The organism is Aliidiomarina haloalkalitolerans (genome assembly GCF_003987315.1).
Lineage (GTDB): Bacteria > Pseudomonadota > Gammaproteobacteria > Enterobacterales > Alteromonadaceae > Aliidiomarina > Aliidiomarina haloalkalitolerans.
Genome location: NZ_PIPI01000001.1, coordinates 680,384 through 701,254, shown reverse-complemented (window position 1 = coordinate 701,254; position 20,871 = coordinate 680,384). Strand labels below are relative to the sequence as shown.

Sequence of the window (20,871 nt, the reverse complement as noted above, 5' to 3'; positions counted from 1 at the left end):
ACTTATGGAGGACTCCCCTGTGAGCAAAGAACCATCACCATCCACTCCATTTACGCAAACTGGTGCAGCAGTTGTTAACGACTTAGGTAGTGATAGCGAGCAGGGGCTGACAACAACTCAGGTACGCGAACGACAACAGCAGTATGGCGCCAATGAACTTGCTGTGCGCTTGGTGGCGCCTGCTTGGAAGCGATTATTACGCCAGTTTAACAATTTACTCATCTATGTTTTGTTGGTGGCAGCGGTACTGGCAGGGGTTTTGACAGAATGGCTCGATATGGCGGTTATTCTTGCCGTTGTCGTTGCAAATGCAGCAATCGGTTTTGTTCAGGAGGGCCGAGCAGAACATGCGCTAAGTGCCATTCAGAACATGCTCACTGTTCATGCAATCGTGATTCGCGATGGCAAAAAGCAACAAGTTTTAGCCAAAGAACTTGTTCCTGGTGACTTAATTGTGCTTGAAGCGGGTGACAAAGTTCCCGCGGATGTTCGTCTCCTACACGCTCGTAACTTACATACTCAGGAAGCTGCGCTAACCGGAGAATCGGTGCCCGTCGCTAAAAACGTTCACGCGGTTTCTGCTGACGCTGTTCTCGCTGAGCGAAGCTGCATGGCATATTCGGGAACGCTGGTCACGCAAGGGCGAGCAAGTGCGGTTGTTGTCGCGATTGGCGGTGACACGGAGCTGGGTAGAATTAATAAGCTCCTTAATCGGGTCACCACATTAACCACGCCACTGCTCGAACAAATGAGCCAATTTGCTCGATACTTAACTTTGGTTGTTCTCGCTATTGGCCTCGCCGTATTTGCGCTCGGTTTAATGCGTGGTAATGACCCAGCCTATTTATTTATGGCGGTTGTTAGCCTAATTGTCGCCGCCATCCCGGAAGGTTTACCCACTATTCTAACAGTCGCATTGGCAATCGGTGTCACGCGAATGGCCGCTCGACACAGCGTTATTCGTCGATTACCTGCGGTGGAAACACTCGGCGCAGTATCGACCATTTGTTCAGATAAAACCGGCACACTAACGCGCAATGAAATGATGGTCAGTGAGGTGTATACCCAGCAAGGACGGTGGCAAGTTACCGGCAGCGGTTATAGCCTCGAAGGCAAGCTGTTAGCGCTGGATCAACGAGCAGAGCAAGCGGAAGCTGCGGATAAATTACAGCCTCTGACGGGTTTAGCCCTTGCTGGTGCCTTGTGTAACGATGCTCATATGGGCGAGTTGCAGGGCAAGGATGGTAGTAAGGGTGATGGTCCAGAAATAACCGGAGACCCGATGGAAGCCGCATTGTTAGTCTTAGCGCATAAGACAATGCAGAATTTATCGCGTTTACAGGAAGATTTTCCGCGTCTTGATAGCATTCCATTTGACTCCCGTCATAAATACATGGCGACTTTGCACGCGGTTGCTGAGCAGGTAGATGTTTCGCAGTGGTTCGCCACGCAAACGACGTTGACTCAATCAGCGCAGGTCATTTTCATCAAAGGAGCTCCAGAGCGAGTTCTAGCCATGTGCACACTGAGCCCAACTGAAAAGGAGCAACAGCAAAAACAAATTGAGCGCATCGCAGCGGCTGGTCAGCGCGTGCTAGGTTTTGCTGTTAAGTGGGTGGATGGTGACGTTCGTGAACTGAGCGACGACATGCTCGCCGACAACATTGAGTTCTTAGGGTTTTGTGGTTTGATTGACCCGCCTCGCCCGGAAGCACAAGCTGCCATTGCGATCTGCAAGGAAGCTGGGGTTCATGTGAAAATGATTACCGGTGACCACGCCGCAACCGCAAAGGCAATTGGCCAAGACTTAGGTCTTGAACACACAAGCCGTGTGCTTGAGGGACATGACATTGAAACCATGAGCGACGATGACTTACGTGCTCAGGTACTCGATGTCGACATCTTCGCTCGTACTACGCCAGAACATAAGTTACGTCTCGTTACAGCCTTGCAAGCACATGGTCAAGTTGTGGCGATGACAGGTGATGGTGTCAATGATGCACCAGCGCTCAAGCGCGCTGATGTCGGTATTGCGATGGGCAAAGGCGGCACTGAAGCGGCCCGGGAAGCCAGTGAAATGGTACTCATTGATGATAACTTTGCGACTATAGTCGATGCTGTCAAAGAGGGCCGAAACGTTTATGATAACCTTAAAAAAGCTATGGGCTTTCTATTGCCAGTCAATGGTGGCGAGTCGCTCGCAATAGTACTTGCGCTGCTGTTTGCGCTTACCTTACCCATACTGCCGTTACAAATCCTCTGGGTGAATATGGTCAGTTCGATTGCCTTAGCACTTGCCCTCGCTTTTGAACCGGCTGAGCGCGATATTATGCGAAGACCGCCCCGCCAGAAACAAGAGGCGTTGATTTCGCGCTTCTTGTTATGGCGTATTGTGTTGGTTTCGGTGTTATTTACCATCGGTATTTTCGCTGCATTTCAGTGGGCGCTAGCGAATGGATATAGTGAAAGTTACGCGCGAACATTTGCAGTAAATACCTTAGTGGCGATGGAAGTCTGGTATTTATTCAGTGTGCGCTATTTGCGCCGAGGCTCACTATTCAAGGAAGGTGTAAAAGGAACCAAAGCGGTGCTAATAGCTGTCAGTTTGGTGTTCGTGTTACAGCTCGCATTTACTTATTCACCTGTGTTACAACGGTTATTCCAGACTGAAAGTTTACTGTTGGTACATGGTTTGGCAACGGTTCTGATCGGGATCGCGGTTTTCTTGATATTAGAACTCGAAAAAGCATTACGACAGCGGATGTCGGTATACCAAAAATTAAAAATAACGAATTAGGGTAGGCATGGAACTGACAACAACTGGCGTAGTTCTGAGCGTGTTACTTGCGCTCGTTAGCCTTCTGTGTGCTGGTGTCTTCGCACAGAAACTCAAGCAATTTCGACGTGTACGCAAAGTTGAAGCTGAGCTATTGCATTGCGCGATGAGTGATGCGCAGTGGCACGATAAACTCACTGCTGTATGTCGGTTAATCGAAACGAAGCACGAGGGCGCCCATGCCACCGTCATGGAAGTCGCAAGTGGCGGCGATACTTTAGCGTGTATTGCGCACGCTCGTTTGCCAGCCAGTTTTGCTGAGCAACTACAACAACTGCCCATTGCTGACGGTATTGGTGCCTGTGGCACGGCAGCTGCGCGGAATGAACCGGTGTTGGTTGCCGACATGCACACAGACCCCCGATTCAGAGACTATTTGCCATTAGCAAATGCTTACAAGTTAAAAGCCTGCTGGTCGCATCCGTTTACCAATCAAGACGGAGCGGTGGCTGGAACATTCGCCGTTTACTTCACCGAGATTAAAGTACCGACGCAACAAGCGCTCGCTGTTATTAACCAAGCACTCGATTGGGTTGCGTTAATTTTACAGCAAAAACAAGAGCGCGAGCGGCGTCAGGCGAGTGAAACGCAAATGCGGATACTCGAGCGTGGCATTGACGCAAGTGTGAATGGCATCGTCATTGCTGATGCCCGCAAGCCAGGTAATCCGTTGGTGTATATCAACCCTGCATTTGCTCGCATTACTGGCTGGAGCCAAGAAGAAATGCTGGGTAAAAGTTGTCGGTTGCTGCAGGGCGAAGATACCGATCCCCGTGCGATTGAGCAAATTCGTAATCGGTTGCGTCGGTTTAAAGAAGTGCAAACGGTTATTCGCAATTACCGTAAAGACGGGACGCCGTTTTGGAATGACCTTTATATCGCGCCAGTAAAAGATGCAGAAGGTGTGGTGACGCACTTTATCGGAATTCAAAATGACATCTCTGAGCGTAAGCAGCAAGAAGAACGAATTGCTTGGCATGCGACTCACGACACGTTAACTGAGTTACCCAATCGTGCTTTGCTTGCTGATCGCCTAGAACAGGCTCTGCGCTTTGTTCGCCGTTATCATTTGCAGTTAACCGTGATGTTTATTGACCTCGACGGATTTAAGCCGATTAACGACACCCTCGGTCATGCGATTGGTGACAAAGTACTGAAAATTGTGGCGAAGCGTTTAGCTGCCGTATTACGAGATGGTGACACGCTAGCACGATTTGGTGGCGACGAATTTGTTGTGGTGTTACCCAATGCTGGTAACACTGATGAGGTGAATGCGATTGCCGAGCGCTTGCTGGTTAGCCTTGCCGAGCCCTATGAAATTGAAGGGAAGGCTCTGACGTTAACGGCGAGTATTGGCATAGCGCAGGGCAACGAAGACATTCAAGAGCCTAATGTTCTCGTCCAACAGGCTGACATGGCGATGTACAAAGCCAAGCGCCGAGGTAACCACAATTTTGAATGGTTTAGCCATGACATCAATAGCAAGGTCGAGCGTCACGTTGTTGTTCGCCATGAGCTGCAAGAAGCCTTGAATAACGATGAGTTCAGGTTAGTTTATCAACCCATGACCAATGCGGCTGGCGAAATGCGTTCGGTTGAAGCATTGCTAAGGTGGCAGCATCCTCAGCAAGGGGAAGTGTCGCCAGCCGAATTTATCCCAATTGCCGAACACACCGGCCAAATTATTTCAATTGGACGTTGGGTATTCGAGCAGGTCTGTCGCGATATGGGGCGCTTAATTCAATTGGGCGTGCAAACCGTAAGCGTCAATTTGTCGCCATTACAACTGAGCCGCAACCGATTTATCGAAGACCTAGATACCACACTGGCGAAGTATCAAGTTCAGCCCGAACAGATAACTTTAGAGATTACTGAAAACGTGCTCGTGAATGAGCTCACGCATGCGCCAGAACTGTTACAAGCGTTGCATGAACGCGGATTTACCATCGCCCTCGATGATTTTGGTTCAGGTTACTCGAGTTTACGTTATTTACATGAACTACCGATTGATGTAGTTAAAATTGATCGGGTGTTTACCCAGCAGATTGGCTTGAAAAATGGTAAAGAAAGCATTGTCCGCGCGATTATGGCCATAGCCGCTGAGCTCAAGCTCAAGGTGATAGCGGAAGGTATCGAAACAGCAGAGCAACTTGACTTTTTACAGGCGCGACACTGCGATGGTTATCAGGGTTTTTACCTTGGTCGGCCGGTCCCTATTCAGGAGCTGATTCAATATGCGCCTGCATGAGTATCTGTTACACTAGGGGCATCTGCCACGAAGTGAGGCTCGTATTTACCGTGAAGAAAACGCTGCATTACGCGACAGCTATTCTGTTGAGTACGTTTTTGCTTGGCTGTTCGTTATTGCCACACGACCTACCTGGGGTGACTTTACCTGCGTTAGAAGAGCGCACCATAACCACAGCGTTAACCCTTGAAGAAGCTAATCAGACAGCGTTAGGACAAACCCTATCGCCACTAGTTGCTGACCATCCTGATAAGTCCGGCATTGTTGCGTTAACTGACGCATTAGAAGCATTTGCGGCACGTTTGCTGTTAGTTGAAAACGCCGAAAAAACACTGGACGTGCAGTATTATATCTGGCGAAACGACGATACCGGTCGGCTGTTGCTGTCGGCGTTGCATGAGGCAGCAGAACGCGGTGTGCGGGTTCGTTTGCTGCTCGATGATCTTAACTCAGGGCCGCTCGAAGGCATTTTGACTCACTTACATGCGCACCCAAATATCGAAGTTCGCATGTTTAATCCTTTTCCCGCGCGACGTTCGCGGGTACTTGGTTTTATAACCGATTTTAATCGTGCCAATCGGCGCATGCACAACAAGTCGTTCACTGCAGACAATCAGGTAACAATTATTGGTGGGCGCAATATTGGCGACTCCTATTTTGGTGCTGGTGAAGGGTTTCTTTTTACCGATTTAGATGTGCTTGCAATTGGCCCTGTAGTGACAGACGTCTCAGACGACTTTGACCGTTTTTGGTCAAGCCCTTCGGCTTACCCGTTGCATCAGCTTGTTGACATGCAGCGCAAACGCTCGCGCTATAAACCGCAGCCCGTCGCACAAATGTTAGCCGCTAACGACGCATTAGTTGAATTTATGGACGAGGTCATGGCGACCACGTTTGCCGCTGACGCACTGCGCGGTGACGTAACCTTTATGTGGGCCGAAACCACCATGGTTAGCGATGACCCACTCAAAGGTTTAGGGAAAGCCGAAGAAGAGCAGATGATCATGCATCAGCTGCAAAAGGCTGTTGGTGAGCCGCAGCACTACTTTGAATTGATTTCTCCCTATTTTGTGCCCACCCGCTGGGGCGTTGACGCGCTAATCGAAATGGCTGAACAGGGCGTTGAAATCATCATTTTAACCAATTCGCTAGAAGCAACTGACGTTGCAATCGTGCATGCCGGCTATGCAAAATGGCGCAAAAAACTGTTACGTGCCGGTATTCGGATTTTTGAAAAGCGACAAATTTTACCACTTGACCCGTTCATGGACGAAGAGCCAGCCGTTGGTCGGTTAGGCAGCAGTGCGGCAAGTCTGCATGCGAAGACGTTTGCAATTGACGGCCAACGGGTTTTTGTCGGTTCATTTAATTTTGATCCGCGTTCGGCATTGTTGAATACTGAACTCGGTTTTGTGATCGATAGTCCAGAACTTGCGCAAATGATTGACCAAACGTTTACGGAACGTATGCCAATGCAAGCCTATGAACTCCAGCTATCACCACAAGGCCGTTTGTATTGGCTCGAGCGTAAGCCTGGGCACATCATTCGCCACGAAAAAGACCCCTATACCACGTGGTTACAGCGTTTCAATATGCGTTTTTTCTCATTATTACCCATCGATTGGTTACTATGAGGTTTGTCACATAGTGTAAGTGAGGGTTTACACCTATCTTTAGCTGATTGTATATCCAAGTTGAAAAATTGCCGCTATAGTCGATGTAAGCCACTAAAAGTAGTGAAGATTTTATGACCAAAAAGGCCCACAATGAGGTTATTCCAACGACCTTCGCGAGCACTGCCGTGAAGCCGGAAGAGTATTTGTGGCGTTTAGCCTACGCAGACCCTATTACAGATTTACCGAATCGAGCCGCGTTAGTAGAAACATTGGACGCGCTGTATGGGTGTCATCGAGATGGTTTCGATGCTGTCGCTCTTGAACTGCCGCCATATTTTCGGTTTGCGAGCACCGATGTTTTGCAATCGAGCGCTAGTCACGACCACATTTCCTTACTCCTGGTTAACGTTCGTCGATTTAAAGAAGTCAACGATACTTATGGCCTTGAGGTTGGTGATGCATTACTGCGGGAAATTGGCAAACGACTGCAGGCTCAACTCGAACCCTATGAACTTGTGGCACGCTCTGCGAATGACGAGTATGCCATTCTCTTACCTGGTACTTCCGGTGCTGCCTTGCCGCTAGCGATCGAACACGTGAAAATGGTGTTTTTAGAACCATTTGTCGTGCATGACATGAATCTATCGCTAGAAGCACACATTGGTGCGGCGCATGCGTATAGCCTTGATAGTTTCGATGGTGAGGGTGGGAAAGCAGTTAACTTGTTTCAACAAGCCAGCATAGCCCTCGACTTCGCCCGTCAAGTTGAAACCCATTCACGTATTTATGACCAGTCGATGGGTAAGCAGCTTCGCCACCGCCAAAACTTGCTTGATCGCTTGAAGCTTGCAATTCAAAACGATGAACTGGAGCTGTACTACCAGCCTCAGTTTGATTTGCAATCAGGTAAACTTGTGGGTGCGGAAGCACTTTGTCGCTGGCACGACAGCGAACTCGGACAAATTAGTCCGCTTGAGTTTATTCCATTGGCGGAAGAGCGTGGGCTCATTCGCGCATTAGGGGACTGGGTGATTCAAACCGCGGTTGCGCAGTTACAAAAATGGAATAAGCAAGGATTACCGTATCCTGGTTTATTAAGTATCAATACCTCAGCGCACCAGTTTGATACGCCCTACATGGTCAATTACTTCCTTGAGCGCACTCACGCGATTCCTGCTGAACATATTGGCATTGAGCTGACTGAAAGTGTGATGGTGCGCAATCTAGACCGCTCGATGAAGTTGTTAAAGCGTTTGCGGGAACATGGCTATCATGTTGCCATCGATGACTTCGGTACAGGTTTTTCATCGTTGTCCTATTTGAGCCAATTTCCCGTGTCGACGTTAAAAATCGACCAGTCGTTTGTACAACGAATGGAAAAAGAGCAGAGCTATTTTGCACTTGTGCAAACAATCATTGCGATGGCCAAAGCGCTTGGCTTAAAAACCGTTGCCGAAGGTGTCGAGAACGAAGAGCAATATAACCTCCTAGTCGAATTGGGCTGCGATACCATGCAAGGGTTCTTGCGTGGCAAGCCCGTCAGTGCGGATGAATTTGCCAAGCGCTGGCTGAAAAAGTAAGCTACGGCAACGATACTCATAATAAGAATGGTGAAGTTATGGCCATGGGCCCTGTTTTAATGCTGGTCTTTATTCCAGTTGCGGTAATCGCATTGATTGCCGGCTACCTCATTTATTTCTTCCGTAAAGAAGAAGAGAAGCGCAACCTACAGCACAACCAGCAGCACAACCAAAAGCAAAAGTAAGTTGGCTTGACACAAAATATGAACCATGATTCACTTCTTGCATGAGTCCTTCATGTGAGGAGTAGGTTATGGCCTACCGAGAAACGGATAAAGTCCGCAGTCGTAAAGCACAAACCTTTGATAAAATCCTGGTCGCAGCACTCTATGTGGTCGCTGAGCAGGGTTTTAATTCCGTGCAAATGGCAGACCTTGCGAAGCGAGCAGGAGTCGCGACTGGCACCTTGTATCGCTATTTTCCTTCCAAAGAAGCTTTATGCACCGAAGTGTTTCAGCGCGCTACCGACGTGGAGGTCAGTAAAGTACAGCAGGCACTCGCTGAAACTTCTGGCAATGGTGCCGAACGGATCGCTGCCGCCTTACGAACATTCGCTGAACGAGCGCTGCGTGCACCAACTATGGCATGGGCGCTGATTGCCGAACCCGTCGACCCAACGGTTGACCAAGCACGGTTAGATTACCGCCAACGTTATGCTCGCTTATTTGAGTTGGCTATTCATGACGGTATTCGTGACGGCTCATTACCCGAGCAAAATGCACAGTTGAGCAGTACCGCCCTCGTAGGTTGTATTGCCGAAAGCCTCGTTGGTCCCTTAGCACCCGCTCGAAGCCAAGAAGTTAACTCACCAGAACAAACCCGCAGCGCAGCGCTCATTATTGCGCCGATTGTCAATTTTTGCCTGCAGGGCCTTACCGGCCGCCCATATGAGGAAAAGTTTCATGACTAGTCATTACTTAGGCACCACACACAGTGTCGATAATCAACCTGTGGCACTCGAAAACTACAATCTGTTTCGTGCAGATCGTGCTTTACAAGAAGCCGTCGTGCGCGAGGGCGCAGCTTGGGCACAACAAGACTTAGTCGATTTTGGTCGCTTAGCTGGTTTACCTGCAACGATTGCACTTGGGTTTGACGCCAATCACTATAAACCCGAGTTACGCACCCATGACCGTTATGGTCACCGGATTGATCAGATTAACTTCCACCCGGCGTATCACGAGTTAATGCGAATCGCTATTGAGAATGGCCTGCACTCGAGTCCTTGGCAATCGCCAGGCGCAGGAGCTCACGTTGCCCGAGCCGCAAAGTATTATTTGCATACGCAAGTAGAAGCTGCTCATGGTTGTCCGATTACCATGACGTTTGCCGCTATTCCAGCTCTGCAACATCAACCTGATCTGTTGGCAGCCTATGGCCCGAAGATCATCGCCAATACCTACGACCCACGGAATGTTCCCGATGGCCAAAAACAAGGGTTAACCATTGGTATGGCGATGACCGAGAAGCAAGGTGGTTCAGACGTTCGAAGCAACTCTACTCGTGCGTATCCAGTCGGTCAACGCGGTCCAGGGCAAGCTTATGAGCTGGTTGGACACAAATGGTTTGTGTCGGCTCCGATGTGCGACGCTTTCCTCGTGCTCGCCCAAACTGAAGGGGGATTATCTTGTTTTTTCCTGCCACGTTGGCGACCTGATGGCACGAAGAACGAGCTGCAAATTCAGCAGTTGAAACAAAAAATGGGGAATGTCGCCAACGCCTCAAGTGAAACCGAATTGCGTGGGGCTCTGGCTTGGATGGTCGGCGAAGAAGGGCGTGGAGTCAGAACGATTATTGAAATGGTCGCCATGACTCGCTACGACTGCATGATCGGCTCGTCCTCCGGCATGCGCCAAGCAGCGGCGCAAGCAATTCATCATGCTCAGAACCGTGCTGCGTTCGGTTCGCGATTGTCGGAGCAACCTCTTATGCAGAATGTATTGGCCGACCTAGCCATTGAAAACGAGGCAGCAATGACGCTGACGATGCGAGTGGCACGGTCAATGGACCAACAAGACAATGAGCATGAGCGTTTACTGTCGCGCATTGCCACTCCCGTGGGCAAATACTGGATTTGCAAGCGCACGCCGAATCACGCCTATGAAGCCATGGAAGTTATTGGTGGCACAGGCACGATGGACACCCATATCACAGCTCGGTTATTCCGCGAGTCACCCATTAATGCGATTTGGGAAGGTAGCGGTAACGTTCAGTGCCTCGATATTTTGCGGGCTTTGCAAAAAGAGCCGGAAGTGCTCGCCGCTTATTTCACCGAAGTTGAACGAGCGCAGGGTGCCGATAAACGACTAGACGCAAGCATTCAGAAACTGAAACAGCAATTCGCTGCAGGTGGCGATGCCGAGACCTTGCAATATCGTGCTCGCAGCATGGCAGACCAAATGGCCTTGACCTTGCAGGCCGCGTTACTTGTGCAGCATGCCCCGACAGCCGTTGCCGATGCTTTTTGTGCCGGTCGCTTAGGCGGACAGGAAGGACTGAACTACGGGACCTTGCCTCGTGGTGTCGATACAAAAACAATTATAGAGCGCGCAGCGCCAAACGAATAATTGAAGATAACAACAATCGGAGAGGACGTATGAACATACCAAATTATGTGGCGCGTAACGCCCGCAAGTATACCCGCCACGAGGCCGTAGTCGCGTACGAGCCAACTGGCGTCAGTCGTCATTCGTGGGGCGAACTGAATATTCACGTCAATCAGTTTGCGCATTATTTGCAACACGAACATGGTATCGAGGACGGAGATCGTGTGGCGTTATTCCTGCCGAATACCTATGCGTTTGTGGTTGCTCATTTCGCTGTGCAACGCCTTGGTGCGATCGTCGTACCGGTGAATGTCCGTCTAGCAACGCCAGAATTAGGGTATATCCTCGAGAACAGTGGCGCTCGTTTAGTGGTGACTTGCAAATTGACGGACGCAGCAGTGAAACCTCTGCAGGAACAAGGCGTGCAAGCACTTTGGCTCGATGACGTCAATGCCATGCTCGATGGCTTACCTGCGCGGGAAATCAATTGTGACAGTGACGCCGAAGACCCGTGTACCTTGTTGTACACCTCAGGCACAACAGGGAAACCAAAAGGCGTGTTATTCAACCATTCGGCTTTGCTGCATGTCGGCATGATGTTTGCAGTTGAAATGCAGTATCAACCCGAAAGCCGGTTATTAAGTCTGATGCCTTTTACCCATTCAGCGCCTTTAAATTTGGAGCTCATTGGCGGTACGATTGTTGGTTGTACCCATGTTATTGCACCCACGTTTACCCCTGATTTATTACTCGACCTCACCGAAAAAGAGCGTACAACGCATTTCTTTGGTGCTCCCGTGGCCTATTTGTTGACGGCGCAACACCCGACCATCGAATCGCGCGACTTAAGTAGCACCACTCATTGGATTTATGGCGGTGGGCCGATGGCGCCTGAACATGCCAAACTTGCGCAAGCAGCCTTCAAGAGCGAACAGTTCTATTGTGTGTATGGTTTAACCGAAGCAGGACCAACCGGAACCTTGTTATTACCACACGAACATGCAGAGAAAGCTGGTGCATGTGGTAAACGCGCGGCGGTCTTTACGGAAGTCCGATTAGTAGATGACTTTAATAATCCAGTGGGCGATAACGAGCCAGGTGAAATGCAAATTACCGGTGAAGGCTTGATGTTGGAGTACTGGCAAAACCCGGAAGCAACTGCTGAGTTATTTACCGAAGACGGCTGGATCCGCACTGGGGACATTGCAGTACGCGATGAAGACGGTTTCTACTGGATTAAAGATCGGATGAAAGATCTGATTATTTCTGGTGGTGTGAATGTCTATCCGCGGGAAGTTGAAGATGCCCTAGCCACGCATCCTGCTGTGCTAGAGGCTGCTGTGATTGGTATTCCTCATCCCGAATGGGGTGAGTCGGTAAAAGCATGTGTGGTGTTGAAAACCGAATTGGCCAACCCACAGGAGGCTTTAAAGGCGCACTTACAGCCTTTGCTTGCAGGTTACAAAATTCCGCGGCATATCGAAGTATTGGCGGAACTCCCGCACAATGCTAACGGCAAAGTGCTCAAACACGTTCTGCGTAAACAACAATCACAATAAGTCGTTGTTTTCGCAAAAATGAATAGCATTTTTGTGTAATGTGGTTAATAGTTTTAACGTTACGCTGGTTGTGCACGGCGTAACGTTAAATTTTAAGCTGAATACAATAATAATCACCCAGCGAGAACCACAATGAACACGGAAGGAATGGCAACTTCAGCTGCACTAACGCCTGCTAAAGAAGAGTCAGTTGAAGAAGCAACAGAGACGGTAGCGGAACCGGAACTGTGTGCAAACTGCAACACGCCACTGCAAGGCGGCTTTTGTCATGCCTGCGGCCAAGAAAATACCAACCCGATTCGCAATATGTTAAGCCTGCTTCATGAGTTTTTTGGTGAAATGGGCAATTGGGATGGCCGTTTTTGGCGAACCATTTGGCCATTGCTCACCAAACCCGCGTTTTTAAGTCTTGAATACGTACGTGGCAAACGCGTGCCCTATGTACCGCCTTTACGCATGTATCTGTTTATCTCGATTTTTGCTTTTATTGTCTTCTCACAAGCGTCAGGTAATTTGAATTTTCTGCAAGGTTCAAACCTGAGTGATGTCGCCGATATAGAGTTAAGTGCAGATGAACGTGCCAATTTGCGTCGTACCAATGAAGAGTTTCGTCAACGCTTTGGCCGCGATCTGGTCGACCCGAGCCTGCTTGCTGAACCGACCGGTGAAGAGAGTCCAGTTAGCCAAGAGCCCTCAGCTAACCAAGAGCCCTCAGCTAACCAAGAGCCCTCAGCTAACCAAGAGCCTTCAGCCGAGCAACAGCCTTTAGCAGAAGCAAGCTCGGAAGCCCGACCTCGCGTTATGGCACCGCCAGGTAGCGGCAATGATTTGGATCGTCTTGCACGAGGAGAGCAGGCATTTAATGTTGGCTTTTTATCGGCCGAGCAGAACGCAGAACTAACCGAGAAAGTACGGTTTTTAGCCCAGCGTCCAAAACTACTTGTTGATCGATTCCTGTCGATTGCCCCGCAAATGATGTTGATCATGCTGCCGATTTTTGCCTTGGTTCTAAAGCTGTTTTACGCTTTTTCGGGGCGCTACTACATCGAGCATGTGGTGGTCGCCCTGCATACGCATGCCTTTCTACTCTTAACCACATCGATCATTATTGGCATTAGTGCTCTAAAGGCAATGTTTGCCCATTTCGGACTAGCAGCTGGCGGATTAGGTTGGATGATCACGGTTCTGGCTTGGTGGATGCCAATCTACTTACTTATCACCCAAAAACGTTTTTACAAGCAAGGCTGGCCGCTGACCGTGCTTAAATTTACTTTCATCGGCGTCTTGTATTTGGTGATTATCAGCATGACAATCTTCATCGGCATTACATTGAGTATCTTGCGTTCATAAAACTGAGAGGTCCGAATGACTGCCGTTAGTCTCATCTGCACAGCAATTTAATAGCCGCAGGCGCATATTCTAGCTTGAGGCGCTTGGCGTATTCTTATACTCTCAGCCGTTAGCATTCGAACAAACATAAAATAACTAGAACCCAAGTCAAGGAATTCAGCTGTGAGTAGTCCTAGCACCGAAACTCAAAAAGGCTTCATTGCTTTTGTTGAGCGCGTTGGTAAACGCATTCCAGATCCCGTCATTATTTTCATTTATTTCCTCATTGGCGCTATATTGTTAACGGCCTTAATTGGTGGTTTAACGTTCGAAACTTTTGGTGCCGGCGGCGAACCCGTTGTGCATGAAATTCGCAATATGCTGGCCAGTGAGAATGTGGTTTGGCTATTTGACAATGCATTACTTGCGAACTGGCTTGGGTTTGGTGGTGGCGTACTTGGCGTCATATTAATTGTCATGCTTGGCGTTGGTATTGCCGAGCATTCAGGGTTATTTGCTGCCGTTTTGAAAAAGGTCAGCCGCGGCTTGCCGGTTAAATGGTTACCGTTATTCTTAGTGTTTATCGGGATTATGTCGTCCATAGCCACCGACGCGGGTTACTTGATCCTAATTCCGCTTGCTGGCTTGCTGTATGCAGGACTTGGCAAAAACCCCCTGATAGGCATGGCTGCAGCATTTGCGGGCGTTTCTGCTGGCTTTAGTGCCAACTTAATTCCGGCAACGCCTATTGATGTAATTATTGGTGTGAATGCACAAGTGTTTGCAGAAGCGCAAGGTGTACCTTTCGTGAATGCTAACGGAGAGCCATTAACGCCCGCAACCATGCATTATTACTTCATTTTGGTGTCGACCTTTGTGCTTGCAACCGTGGGTGCCTGGGTAACCTTAAAGTTTGTTGGGCCACGCCTTGAGCAAAAAGAATATACGGTTCCGGACGAACTGAAGATTTCAGATTTTGACGTCACCCCAGCGGAAAAACGCGGATTGCGTGCCTCAGGTGTCGCCTTGGTGTTGAGCTTATTGGCTGTGCTCGGTTTAGCAATGGGGCCGTTAGCGCCTTATACCAATGAAGCAGGGCAGGAAGTCACACCGTATTTGAATAACGTAATTTTGTTAATTACGTTTGTCTTTGCAGCAGTGGGTATTGCCTTTGGTATTGCTAGTGGCAAATTCACGAGCATGATGGATGTCGTGAAAGCCATGGTGAAACAAATGGATACCATGGGCTACATTCTCGTTCTCACGTTCTTTTGTTACAACTTCCTCGGTGTACTGAGCTACAGTGGTTTAGGCGCTTATATTACCTATTTAGGTGCGACTGCACTGACAACGTTGGGTTTACAAAGCTATCCGGTATTATTATTACTCGGCTTCGTTGTCGTCACCGCGATTATTAATATTTTCGTCGGTGGTTTAACCTCAAAATGGATGCTGTTAGGTCCGATCTTTATTCCGATGCTGTACATGGTGAATCCAGCCATGACGCCAGACCTCGTGGCCGCGGCATTCCGAGTTGCGGACTCGGCGACTAACATTATTACCCCAATGATGAGCTACGCGGGGATTATTCTAGCGTTTATGCGCAAGTACAATCCAAAACTTAGTTTTGGCGAGATGATCGCTATGATGCTGCCGTACTCGATTGCGTTTATGGTGGTTTGGTCAATTCTTCTGGTTATTTTCTTTAGCTTTGGTATTCCACTGGGTTTCTAGGTTGTACTTGAAATTCGTTGAATAAAGCCAAATATTAAAGTCAGCTAATTAAATCAAACGTGACGTCTTCTGCAGGCGTCGCGGACTTAAAGAAGGTTGAAACATGAGTGAAGCTGTGATTGTCGCTTGTCCCCATTGTGGTCAGCGCAATAAATTCGCCAAAGAACGTCTTAGTCAACATCCGCACTGTGGTGCTTGTAAACAAGCCTTAATCACAGGCGTACCTTTTGATTTGACCGTCAATAACTTACAAGCACACATGCGCAGTGATATGCCTGTGGTCGTTGACTTTTGGGCACCCTGGTGCGGGCCTTGTAAGCAGTTTGGCCCAATCTATGAAATGGTCGCCGCACCGTTTGCCGAACGCGCTCGTTTTGCGAAGTGTAATACCCAAGTCGAAACCACGCTGGGCCAGCGCTACAACATTCGCAGCATACCAACCACAGCGGTGTTTCTACATGACCAAGAAATTGCTCGCACCAGCGGCGCCATGGCGCCACAGCAATTGCACCAGTGGCTCGACGGCGTACTGAAACAAGTGGGTTGGTAAACAACCCACTATTAATTGACTTTCAATGCCGGGATACGTTGGCCACCTTGATGAATGACCATCTGGGTAACATTGCCGTCGTCGTCGGCTTTGAATTCAAATTCGGCAATCAAGTCTTCGCTCACCAAATACAAGGGCGTCAGGGCCATCAAACGACCTGCATTCTGGCCTGTGCCTTGAAGATATAATTCTCCTTGATCAATAAATAGGCGAAAGCCGAACTCTGGTGCCAGTTGATAATAGCCGCTGAGCGCCTGTTGTTGCGATTCGCCTAGTTCGACTTCTTGGTAATGTTGACCTTCAGCGTGAATTCGTTCAGAACGGCTTTGCTCGCCAGCACGGTTGTAGAGAACCAGCTCCTGTGCATTGTTACTTGTTTCAAGCGCTAAATAACTAACCGAATCGGTATAGTGTAGATTACCTCGATTGTCGGGTAATAAACGAAATGCGCTTCCGTTACCGCGTTGAATGTATAATTCCCCATTGCGCAAACCAATACGACGTTGCACACCGTCGCTATCAACCCAAATCCCTTGCCATTGCTCGACGAGACTATCAGTTACTGAGACATAGTTCGGTTCTGGGAAAGGCTGGCCTAAAATCGCAGCGGCCAATCGCGTCGTCAGATCAATGGGATCATAACTACGGGTATTTACAAAAGCAGCGACAAATAAGTCTTGCTCAGGCACCGTTAAAACAGAAGTAAAATACCCCGGAAAATAGCCGCCATGTTCGACTGTTGCATAGCCCTGAACGTGCTTCATCTCCCATCCATAACCGTACTCAGTGTTGCGCCCCGTGCTTGTATAAAATGGCTGCCAAGCTTTATCACGTAATGCTTGAGGAATTAAAACATTGGACTGCATGGTTTGATACCATTGATAAAGACCATGCATTGTGCCAATGAGTGAACCGGCACCAAGAATCTGAGAGGGATCATAAAAATCTGCTGGGCGATGACCGGCACCATGGGGGATATAACCACTGACTAACCCTGGGTAGATAACATCAGGCTCATGAGGCCAAATCTCATTAATGTCAGCAGCGTCGAATACGCTCGCCTGTAAATACTCATGGAAGGATGTGCCACTCACTTGGGCAACAATATCCGCTAAGAGAAAGTAACCCGAATTGCTGTAATCCCACGCTGCACCAACGGGAAAATGTGTTGGTAAATTGCAATACAAATGATGCACCTCACTAGCGTTGGCTGGCAATCTGGCTTGAGCTCGCCAGCCGGGCTGGGCGAGATAATTGGGGATACCTGATGTATGCGTGAGTAAATGCTCGATGGTGATGTCGATAGGTATACTACAAGTATCTGGAAGAAAATCTGCAACGGATGTTTGGAGTGCGATTTTTTCCTCGGCAATCAGTTGTAAGATAGCAACAGCGGTCATTTGTTTTGCGACGGAACCAATCTGAAAGCTTTGGTTCGGTTGCATGGGTACTTCTAACTCAAGGTTAGCGTAGCCGAGTGCTGATTCAATAAGTACTTCGCCTTTGTGGACTGCAAAAATAATGGCGCCGGGTACCGTTTCGGGGATGCTGGTTTCAAAGATGTGCAGTAAGTCCGTCCGCGCCGATTGATGGAATTGTTGCGTCCGGTTTTGTACTTCAGCTGTGTGTGAAACTGCGATTAACTTTAGGGCGAGTAAACTCAGGCCTAAAAAACCAAATGATGCAAACCATGTTTTATGGGGCCATGTATTATAGGACCATGTTTTCGATAATTTCATTGCCTTTCTCTTCTTTGATTAAAGTCAGTGAGGAATAAGCAATTTATGAGCCATGTTTTTTAACTTATTGAAAAATAAAAGAATAATAAAAAATACTGGCGTCGGTTAGATAATCACGGAAACAATAATTAGCGAAAATAGCTAGATTTTAAGAAAGAACCGCAGTCTATTTATTCCGCATTAGCTGTCGTTAGTCGTTGACGAAAAATAGTGGCTAATTCGGCACCACTGCCACTCATTAAATCGGCAACCGTATACTCGTGCAGGTACTGATAAAACTGTTCTTTGCCGCGCAAAATAAGCCCGCGCAACTTACATGCGGGCACTGCGACACAATAGCTACTGTAGCAATCAATCCAAGGCTCATCGCCTTCTAATTGGCGAATGACATAGTCGAGGTGAATGGTTTCAGGTGTTTTCGATAAACTGAAACCACCGTTCTTACCGCGCTTGGTGGTGATCAAGCCAAGCTGCCCTAAATGATGCACCACTTTATTCACGTGGTTTGCTGACAAGTCAAAGACCTCACAAATCTCGCGAATTGTAGTGAGCTTAGCGTCGTTACGGCTTGCTAAATACATCAGTATGCGTAAGCCGTAATCTGTATATTTTTTAAGCTGCATGAGTGAAGCCTTATTTCAGTTCAGTCGAGTTTGTTCAGCTGCGGTGCTGGGCGCTGGCGCATTCTAATCATACCCCAGAGGAGAGAGGGAACGAAATATTTCCAAAAACATTGATCTCAATTAAAGATACATTAATAATGCGACTTATAAAACATGCAAGAGGAATGTATCTTATGAAAGGTCAACGATTACTGCGCGTAGCAAATACCTCGATGGGTGTAACGCTTGGACTTTTTTGTAGTGCCGCATTTTTAGCATGGGGAATGGAAGGTGCGTTTGGCTTAATGACGACAGCCATTTTGCACTTAGCGCAAATCGTGCTAGCGGGGCTATTTAAACTTTCTTACGTGTTTCGACTCATTGCTCAGAACCAGCTGGGCCAGCGCCTGCGTTGACGTTGATTTAACCATAACCGTTTAAATGTGGGGTGAGTGTGGACAAGCAAGCGGCCTTTATTCAACATCAATCCGACCCAGTTACTTGTTTTGACCAGTTACGTGAACAGGTTTGCCCAGCGCAATTGAATAAAGTGCAGTGGCCTTTGTTGCGACACGAGGACATTGTCACTGCGTTGCATGATCCGCAAACGTTTAGTAATTGCGTCTCCACCCATTTGCAAGTACCCAATGGTATGGACCCGCCTGAGCATACAGCGTACCGCCAGCTATTAGACCCATTTTTCGCTGCAGAACGGTTAACTCTGTTTCAGCCCATTGCCACTGCGGTTGCTCGTAATGTACTGAGTACGCTACCGCGCGCAAACAGTATTGAAGTCATGAAAAACTGGGCGACTCCGTATGCGTTACAAATTTTAGCGGCATTCATGGGATGGCCGCGTCGCTATCAGCGTCCATTAGCAGACTGGATTAAGGCGCAACAGAAAGCAACTCACGAACAAGATAGGGCAGCGTTACAGCGTTTAGCGACGACATTTGACAGTACCATTCGGGAAATTATTAGTTTGCGGAAAAACTCGAGTCATTATCAGGATGTCACGGCTGAGCTGTGCCAACTGCAAATTAATGGCCGTTCATTAAAAGACGAAGAGCTCGTCAGTATCATTCGCAACTGGACTGTCGGTGAACTCGGCACAATTGCAGCGGCTATCGGTTCGATAGTGGTGTTTTTGACCCGTCATCCGAATTTGCAAATGATGCTGCGCAACCGCACGGATTTAATCGATTACAGCGTCGATGAAATGCTCCGTATTGATGCGCCATTATTGAGTAATCGGCGCCGAACCACATGCCCCGTGCACATCGGCGGAGACGATTTAGCGCCTGATACGGAAGTGACCATTCTTTGGAGTGCAGGCAATCGGGACCCACGAGTTTTTGCGCAACCGAAGCAGTTTCGTTTCGACCGTGATCCAGATAAGAACCTGCTCTACGGCAAGGGTATTCACCGCTGTCCTGGTGAACCCTTTGCGCGATTAGTCATGAATACGTTTGTCCGTGAAATGCTAGCGATGTATCCGACGCTCGATTTAGCGATGACGAAGCCATTACGTGCCAAGTTTCCGAGTGGTGGTTATGAAAAGGCCTATATCCAAAACCCAACTCGCAGCAAACGCAGACGCAGCTAAGCCGCAAGAGCCTCTTTGAGATAATCAACTAGATGCCGTACTTTTGCGGACAAATGACGGTTTTGAGGATAAACCGCCCAAATACCCTCGTTGGGCATTTGTAATTCGTCGAGCACCGATACTAATCTCCCCGTCGCTATTTCGTTTTGCACGTAATAGTCAGGTAGCTGCACAAAACCCAAGCCCATCAATGCGGCCTCAAGTAAAAATGGGCCACTATTACAATGAATCCGGCCTTGCGGGCGAAATTGGATCGTTTGTTTGTCGCTAGTTTGCAACCGCCAATAGTCGACACTACCGCGTAAACACTGGCTTGGCTTAAGGTCACTAAGTTGTTGCGGACGTCCGTGCGTGGCAATGTAGTCTGGCGACGCCACAATATATTGTTGGCGTGAGCCAAGACGGCGTGCAATCAGAGATGAACTTTCTAATGTGCCGAGGCGTATTGCTAGGTCATAGCCGCCCTGAATCAAGTCTAACTTACTATTCGTTAGCTGCAAATCGAGTTCGACTTCGGGGTGTTCACGTAAAAACTGATTTAGCAGCGGCGCAAGTTTGGTTTCACCAAAATAAACCGGGGCAGTGACTTTCAAAAGCCCTCTGGGAGTTTGTTTGAGTGAGGACAGTGCTTGATTGGCTTGTTCGAGACTTTCGACCAAGTGACGACAGTGGACAAGGTATAGCTTACCTTCTTCGGTCAGACTTACTCGACGGGTACTGCGATACAAAAGCTTCAGCGCCAAGCGTGACTCTAATTCAGCAATGTTGCGGGACACTTGCGCAACCGATAGGTGGAGCTGCCGGGCGGCCTCTGTGAAGCTGCCATGTTCGGCAACTGCCACGAACTCACTAATTCCTAACCACTGTTTCATGGTGTGTTCCAATTATTGCGTATATGAAAAAGTAAATTGTATACAGTGCTATTT

General features: G+C 48.5%; 16 protein-coding genes. 13 read left to right on the top strand and 3 right to left on the bottom strand.

Going from position 1 to position 20,871, the window contains the following annotated elements; genetic code table 11:
• The first annotated feature begins 19 nt into the window (after window positions 1–19).
• The 11 genes from CWE06_RS03185 (at window position 20) to trxC (ending at window position 15,998) form a co-directional block, all read left to right on the top strand.
• Window positions 20–2,797 (top strand): cation-translocating P-type ATPase, encoded by a 2,778-nt coding sequence (locus tag CWE06_RS03185; protein WP_241972457.1) that lies wholly within the window; start codon window positions 20–22, stop codon window positions 2,795–2,797.
• 7 nt (window positions 2,798–2,804) lie between these two features.
• Entirely contained in the window at window positions 2,805–5,084 is a 2,280-nt protein-coding gene (locus tag CWE06_RS03180) for a putative bifunctional diguanylate cyclase/phosphodiesterase (RefSeq protein ID WP_126791080.1), read from the top strand.
• A 50-nt stretch (window positions 5,085–5,134) separates the two neighbouring features.
• Complete coding sequence (locus CWE06_RS03175; RefSeq protein WP_241972456.1) at window positions 5,135–6,718, top strand: phospholipase D family protein; 1,584 nt, start codon at window positions 5,135–5,137, stop codon at window positions 6,716–6,718.
• Between the two features lie 113 nt (window positions 6,719–6,831).
• Complete coding sequence (locus CWE06_RS03170; protein WP_126791076.1) at window positions 6,832–8,280, top strand: putative bifunctional diguanylate cyclase/phosphodiesterase; 1,449 nt, start codon at window positions 6,832–6,834, stop codon at window positions 8,278–8,280.
• A 38-nt stretch (window positions 8,281–8,318) separates the two neighbouring features.
• Window positions 8,319–8,465 (top strand): hypothetical protein, encoded by a 147-nt coding sequence (locus CWE06_RS12370; RefSeq protein ID WP_157981119.1) that lies wholly within the window; start codon window positions 8,319–8,321, stop codon window positions 8,463–8,465.
• Between the two features lie 68 nt (window positions 8,466–8,533).
• Window positions 8,534–9,190, top strand: coding sequence for a TetR/AcrR family transcriptional regulator (locus CWE06_RS03165; protein WP_126791074.1), 657 nt, complete (start codon window positions 8,534–8,536; stop codon window positions 9,188–9,190).
• Window positions 9,183–10,847: an isovaleryl-CoA dehydrogenase gene (locus CWE06_RS03160; protein WP_241972455.1), complete on the top strand. Its 1,665-nt coding sequence runs from the start codon at window positions 9,183–9,185 to the stop codon at window positions 10,845–10,847. Before CWE06_RS03165 ends, CWE06_RS03160 begins: the two co-directional genes overlap by 8 nt.
• 29 nt (window positions 10,848–10,876) lie before the next feature.
• Complete coding sequence (locus CWE06_RS03155) at window positions 10,877–12,385, top strand: class I adenylate-forming enzyme family protein (protein ID WP_126791070.1); 1,509 nt, start codon at window positions 10,877–10,879, stop codon at window positions 12,383–12,385.
• Between the two features lie 132 nt (window positions 12,386–12,517).
• On the top strand, window positions 12,518–13,735 hold the full coding sequence (locus CWE06_RS03150) for a DUF3667 domain-containing protein (RefSeq protein ID WP_126791068.1): 1,218 nt from the start codon (window positions 12,518–12,520) through the stop codon (window positions 13,733–13,735).
• Window positions 13,736–13,897: 162 nt separating this feature from the next.
• A complete protein-coding gene (locus tag CWE06_RS03145) occupies window positions 13,898–15,448 on the top strand; it encodes an AbgT family transporter (RefSeq protein ID WP_126791066.1) in 1,551 nt (516 codons plus the stop codon).
• Window positions 15,449–15,551: 103 nt separating this feature from the next.
• Entirely contained in the window at window positions 15,552–15,998 is a 447-nt protein-coding gene (gene trxC / locus CWE06_RS03140) for a thioredoxin TrxC (protein ID WP_126791064.1), read from the top strand.
• 11 nt (window positions 15,999–16,009) lie between these two features.
• Here the strand turns inward: trxC and CWE06_RS03135 are convergent, their stop codons facing one another.
• Window positions 16,010–17,737, bottom strand: a complete 1,728-nt coding sequence (locus tag CWE06_RS03135; protein ID WP_126791062.1) for a serine hydrolase domain-containing protein — start codon at window positions 17,735–17,737, stop codon at window positions 16,010–16,012.
• Window positions 17,738–17,907: 170 nt separating this feature from the next.
• On the bottom strand, window positions 17,908–18,360 hold the full coding sequence (locus tag CWE06_RS03130) for an Rrf2 family transcriptional regulator (RefSeq protein WP_126791061.1): 453 nt from the start codon (window positions 18,358–18,360) through the stop codon (window positions 17,908–17,910).
• A 173-nt stretch (window positions 18,361–18,533) separates the two neighbouring features.
• On the opposite strand from CWE06_RS03130, the gene CWE06_RS03125 reads away from it, so the two are divergent.
• Window positions 18,534–18,755: a hypothetical protein gene (locus CWE06_RS03125; RefSeq protein WP_126791059.1), complete on the top strand. Its 222-nt coding sequence runs from the start codon at window positions 18,534–18,536 to the stop codon at window positions 18,753–18,755.
• A 38-nt stretch (window positions 18,756–18,793) separates the two neighbouring features.
• Window positions 18,794–19,945, top strand: a complete 1,152-nt coding sequence (locus CWE06_RS03120) for a cytochrome P450 (RefSeq protein ID WP_126791057.1) — start codon at window positions 18,794–18,796, stop codon at window positions 19,943–19,945.
• Here the strand turns inward: CWE06_RS03120 and CWE06_RS03115 are convergent.
• Window positions 19,942–20,817, bottom strand: a complete 876-nt coding sequence (locus tag CWE06_RS03115; protein ID WP_126791055.1) for a LysR family transcriptional regulator — start codon at window positions 20,815–20,817, stop codon at window positions 19,942–19,944. The two genes, CWE06_RS03120 and CWE06_RS03115, sit on opposite strands and share 4 nt — an antisense overlap.
• Between the last annotated feature and the right edge of the window lie 54 nt (window positions 20,818–20,871).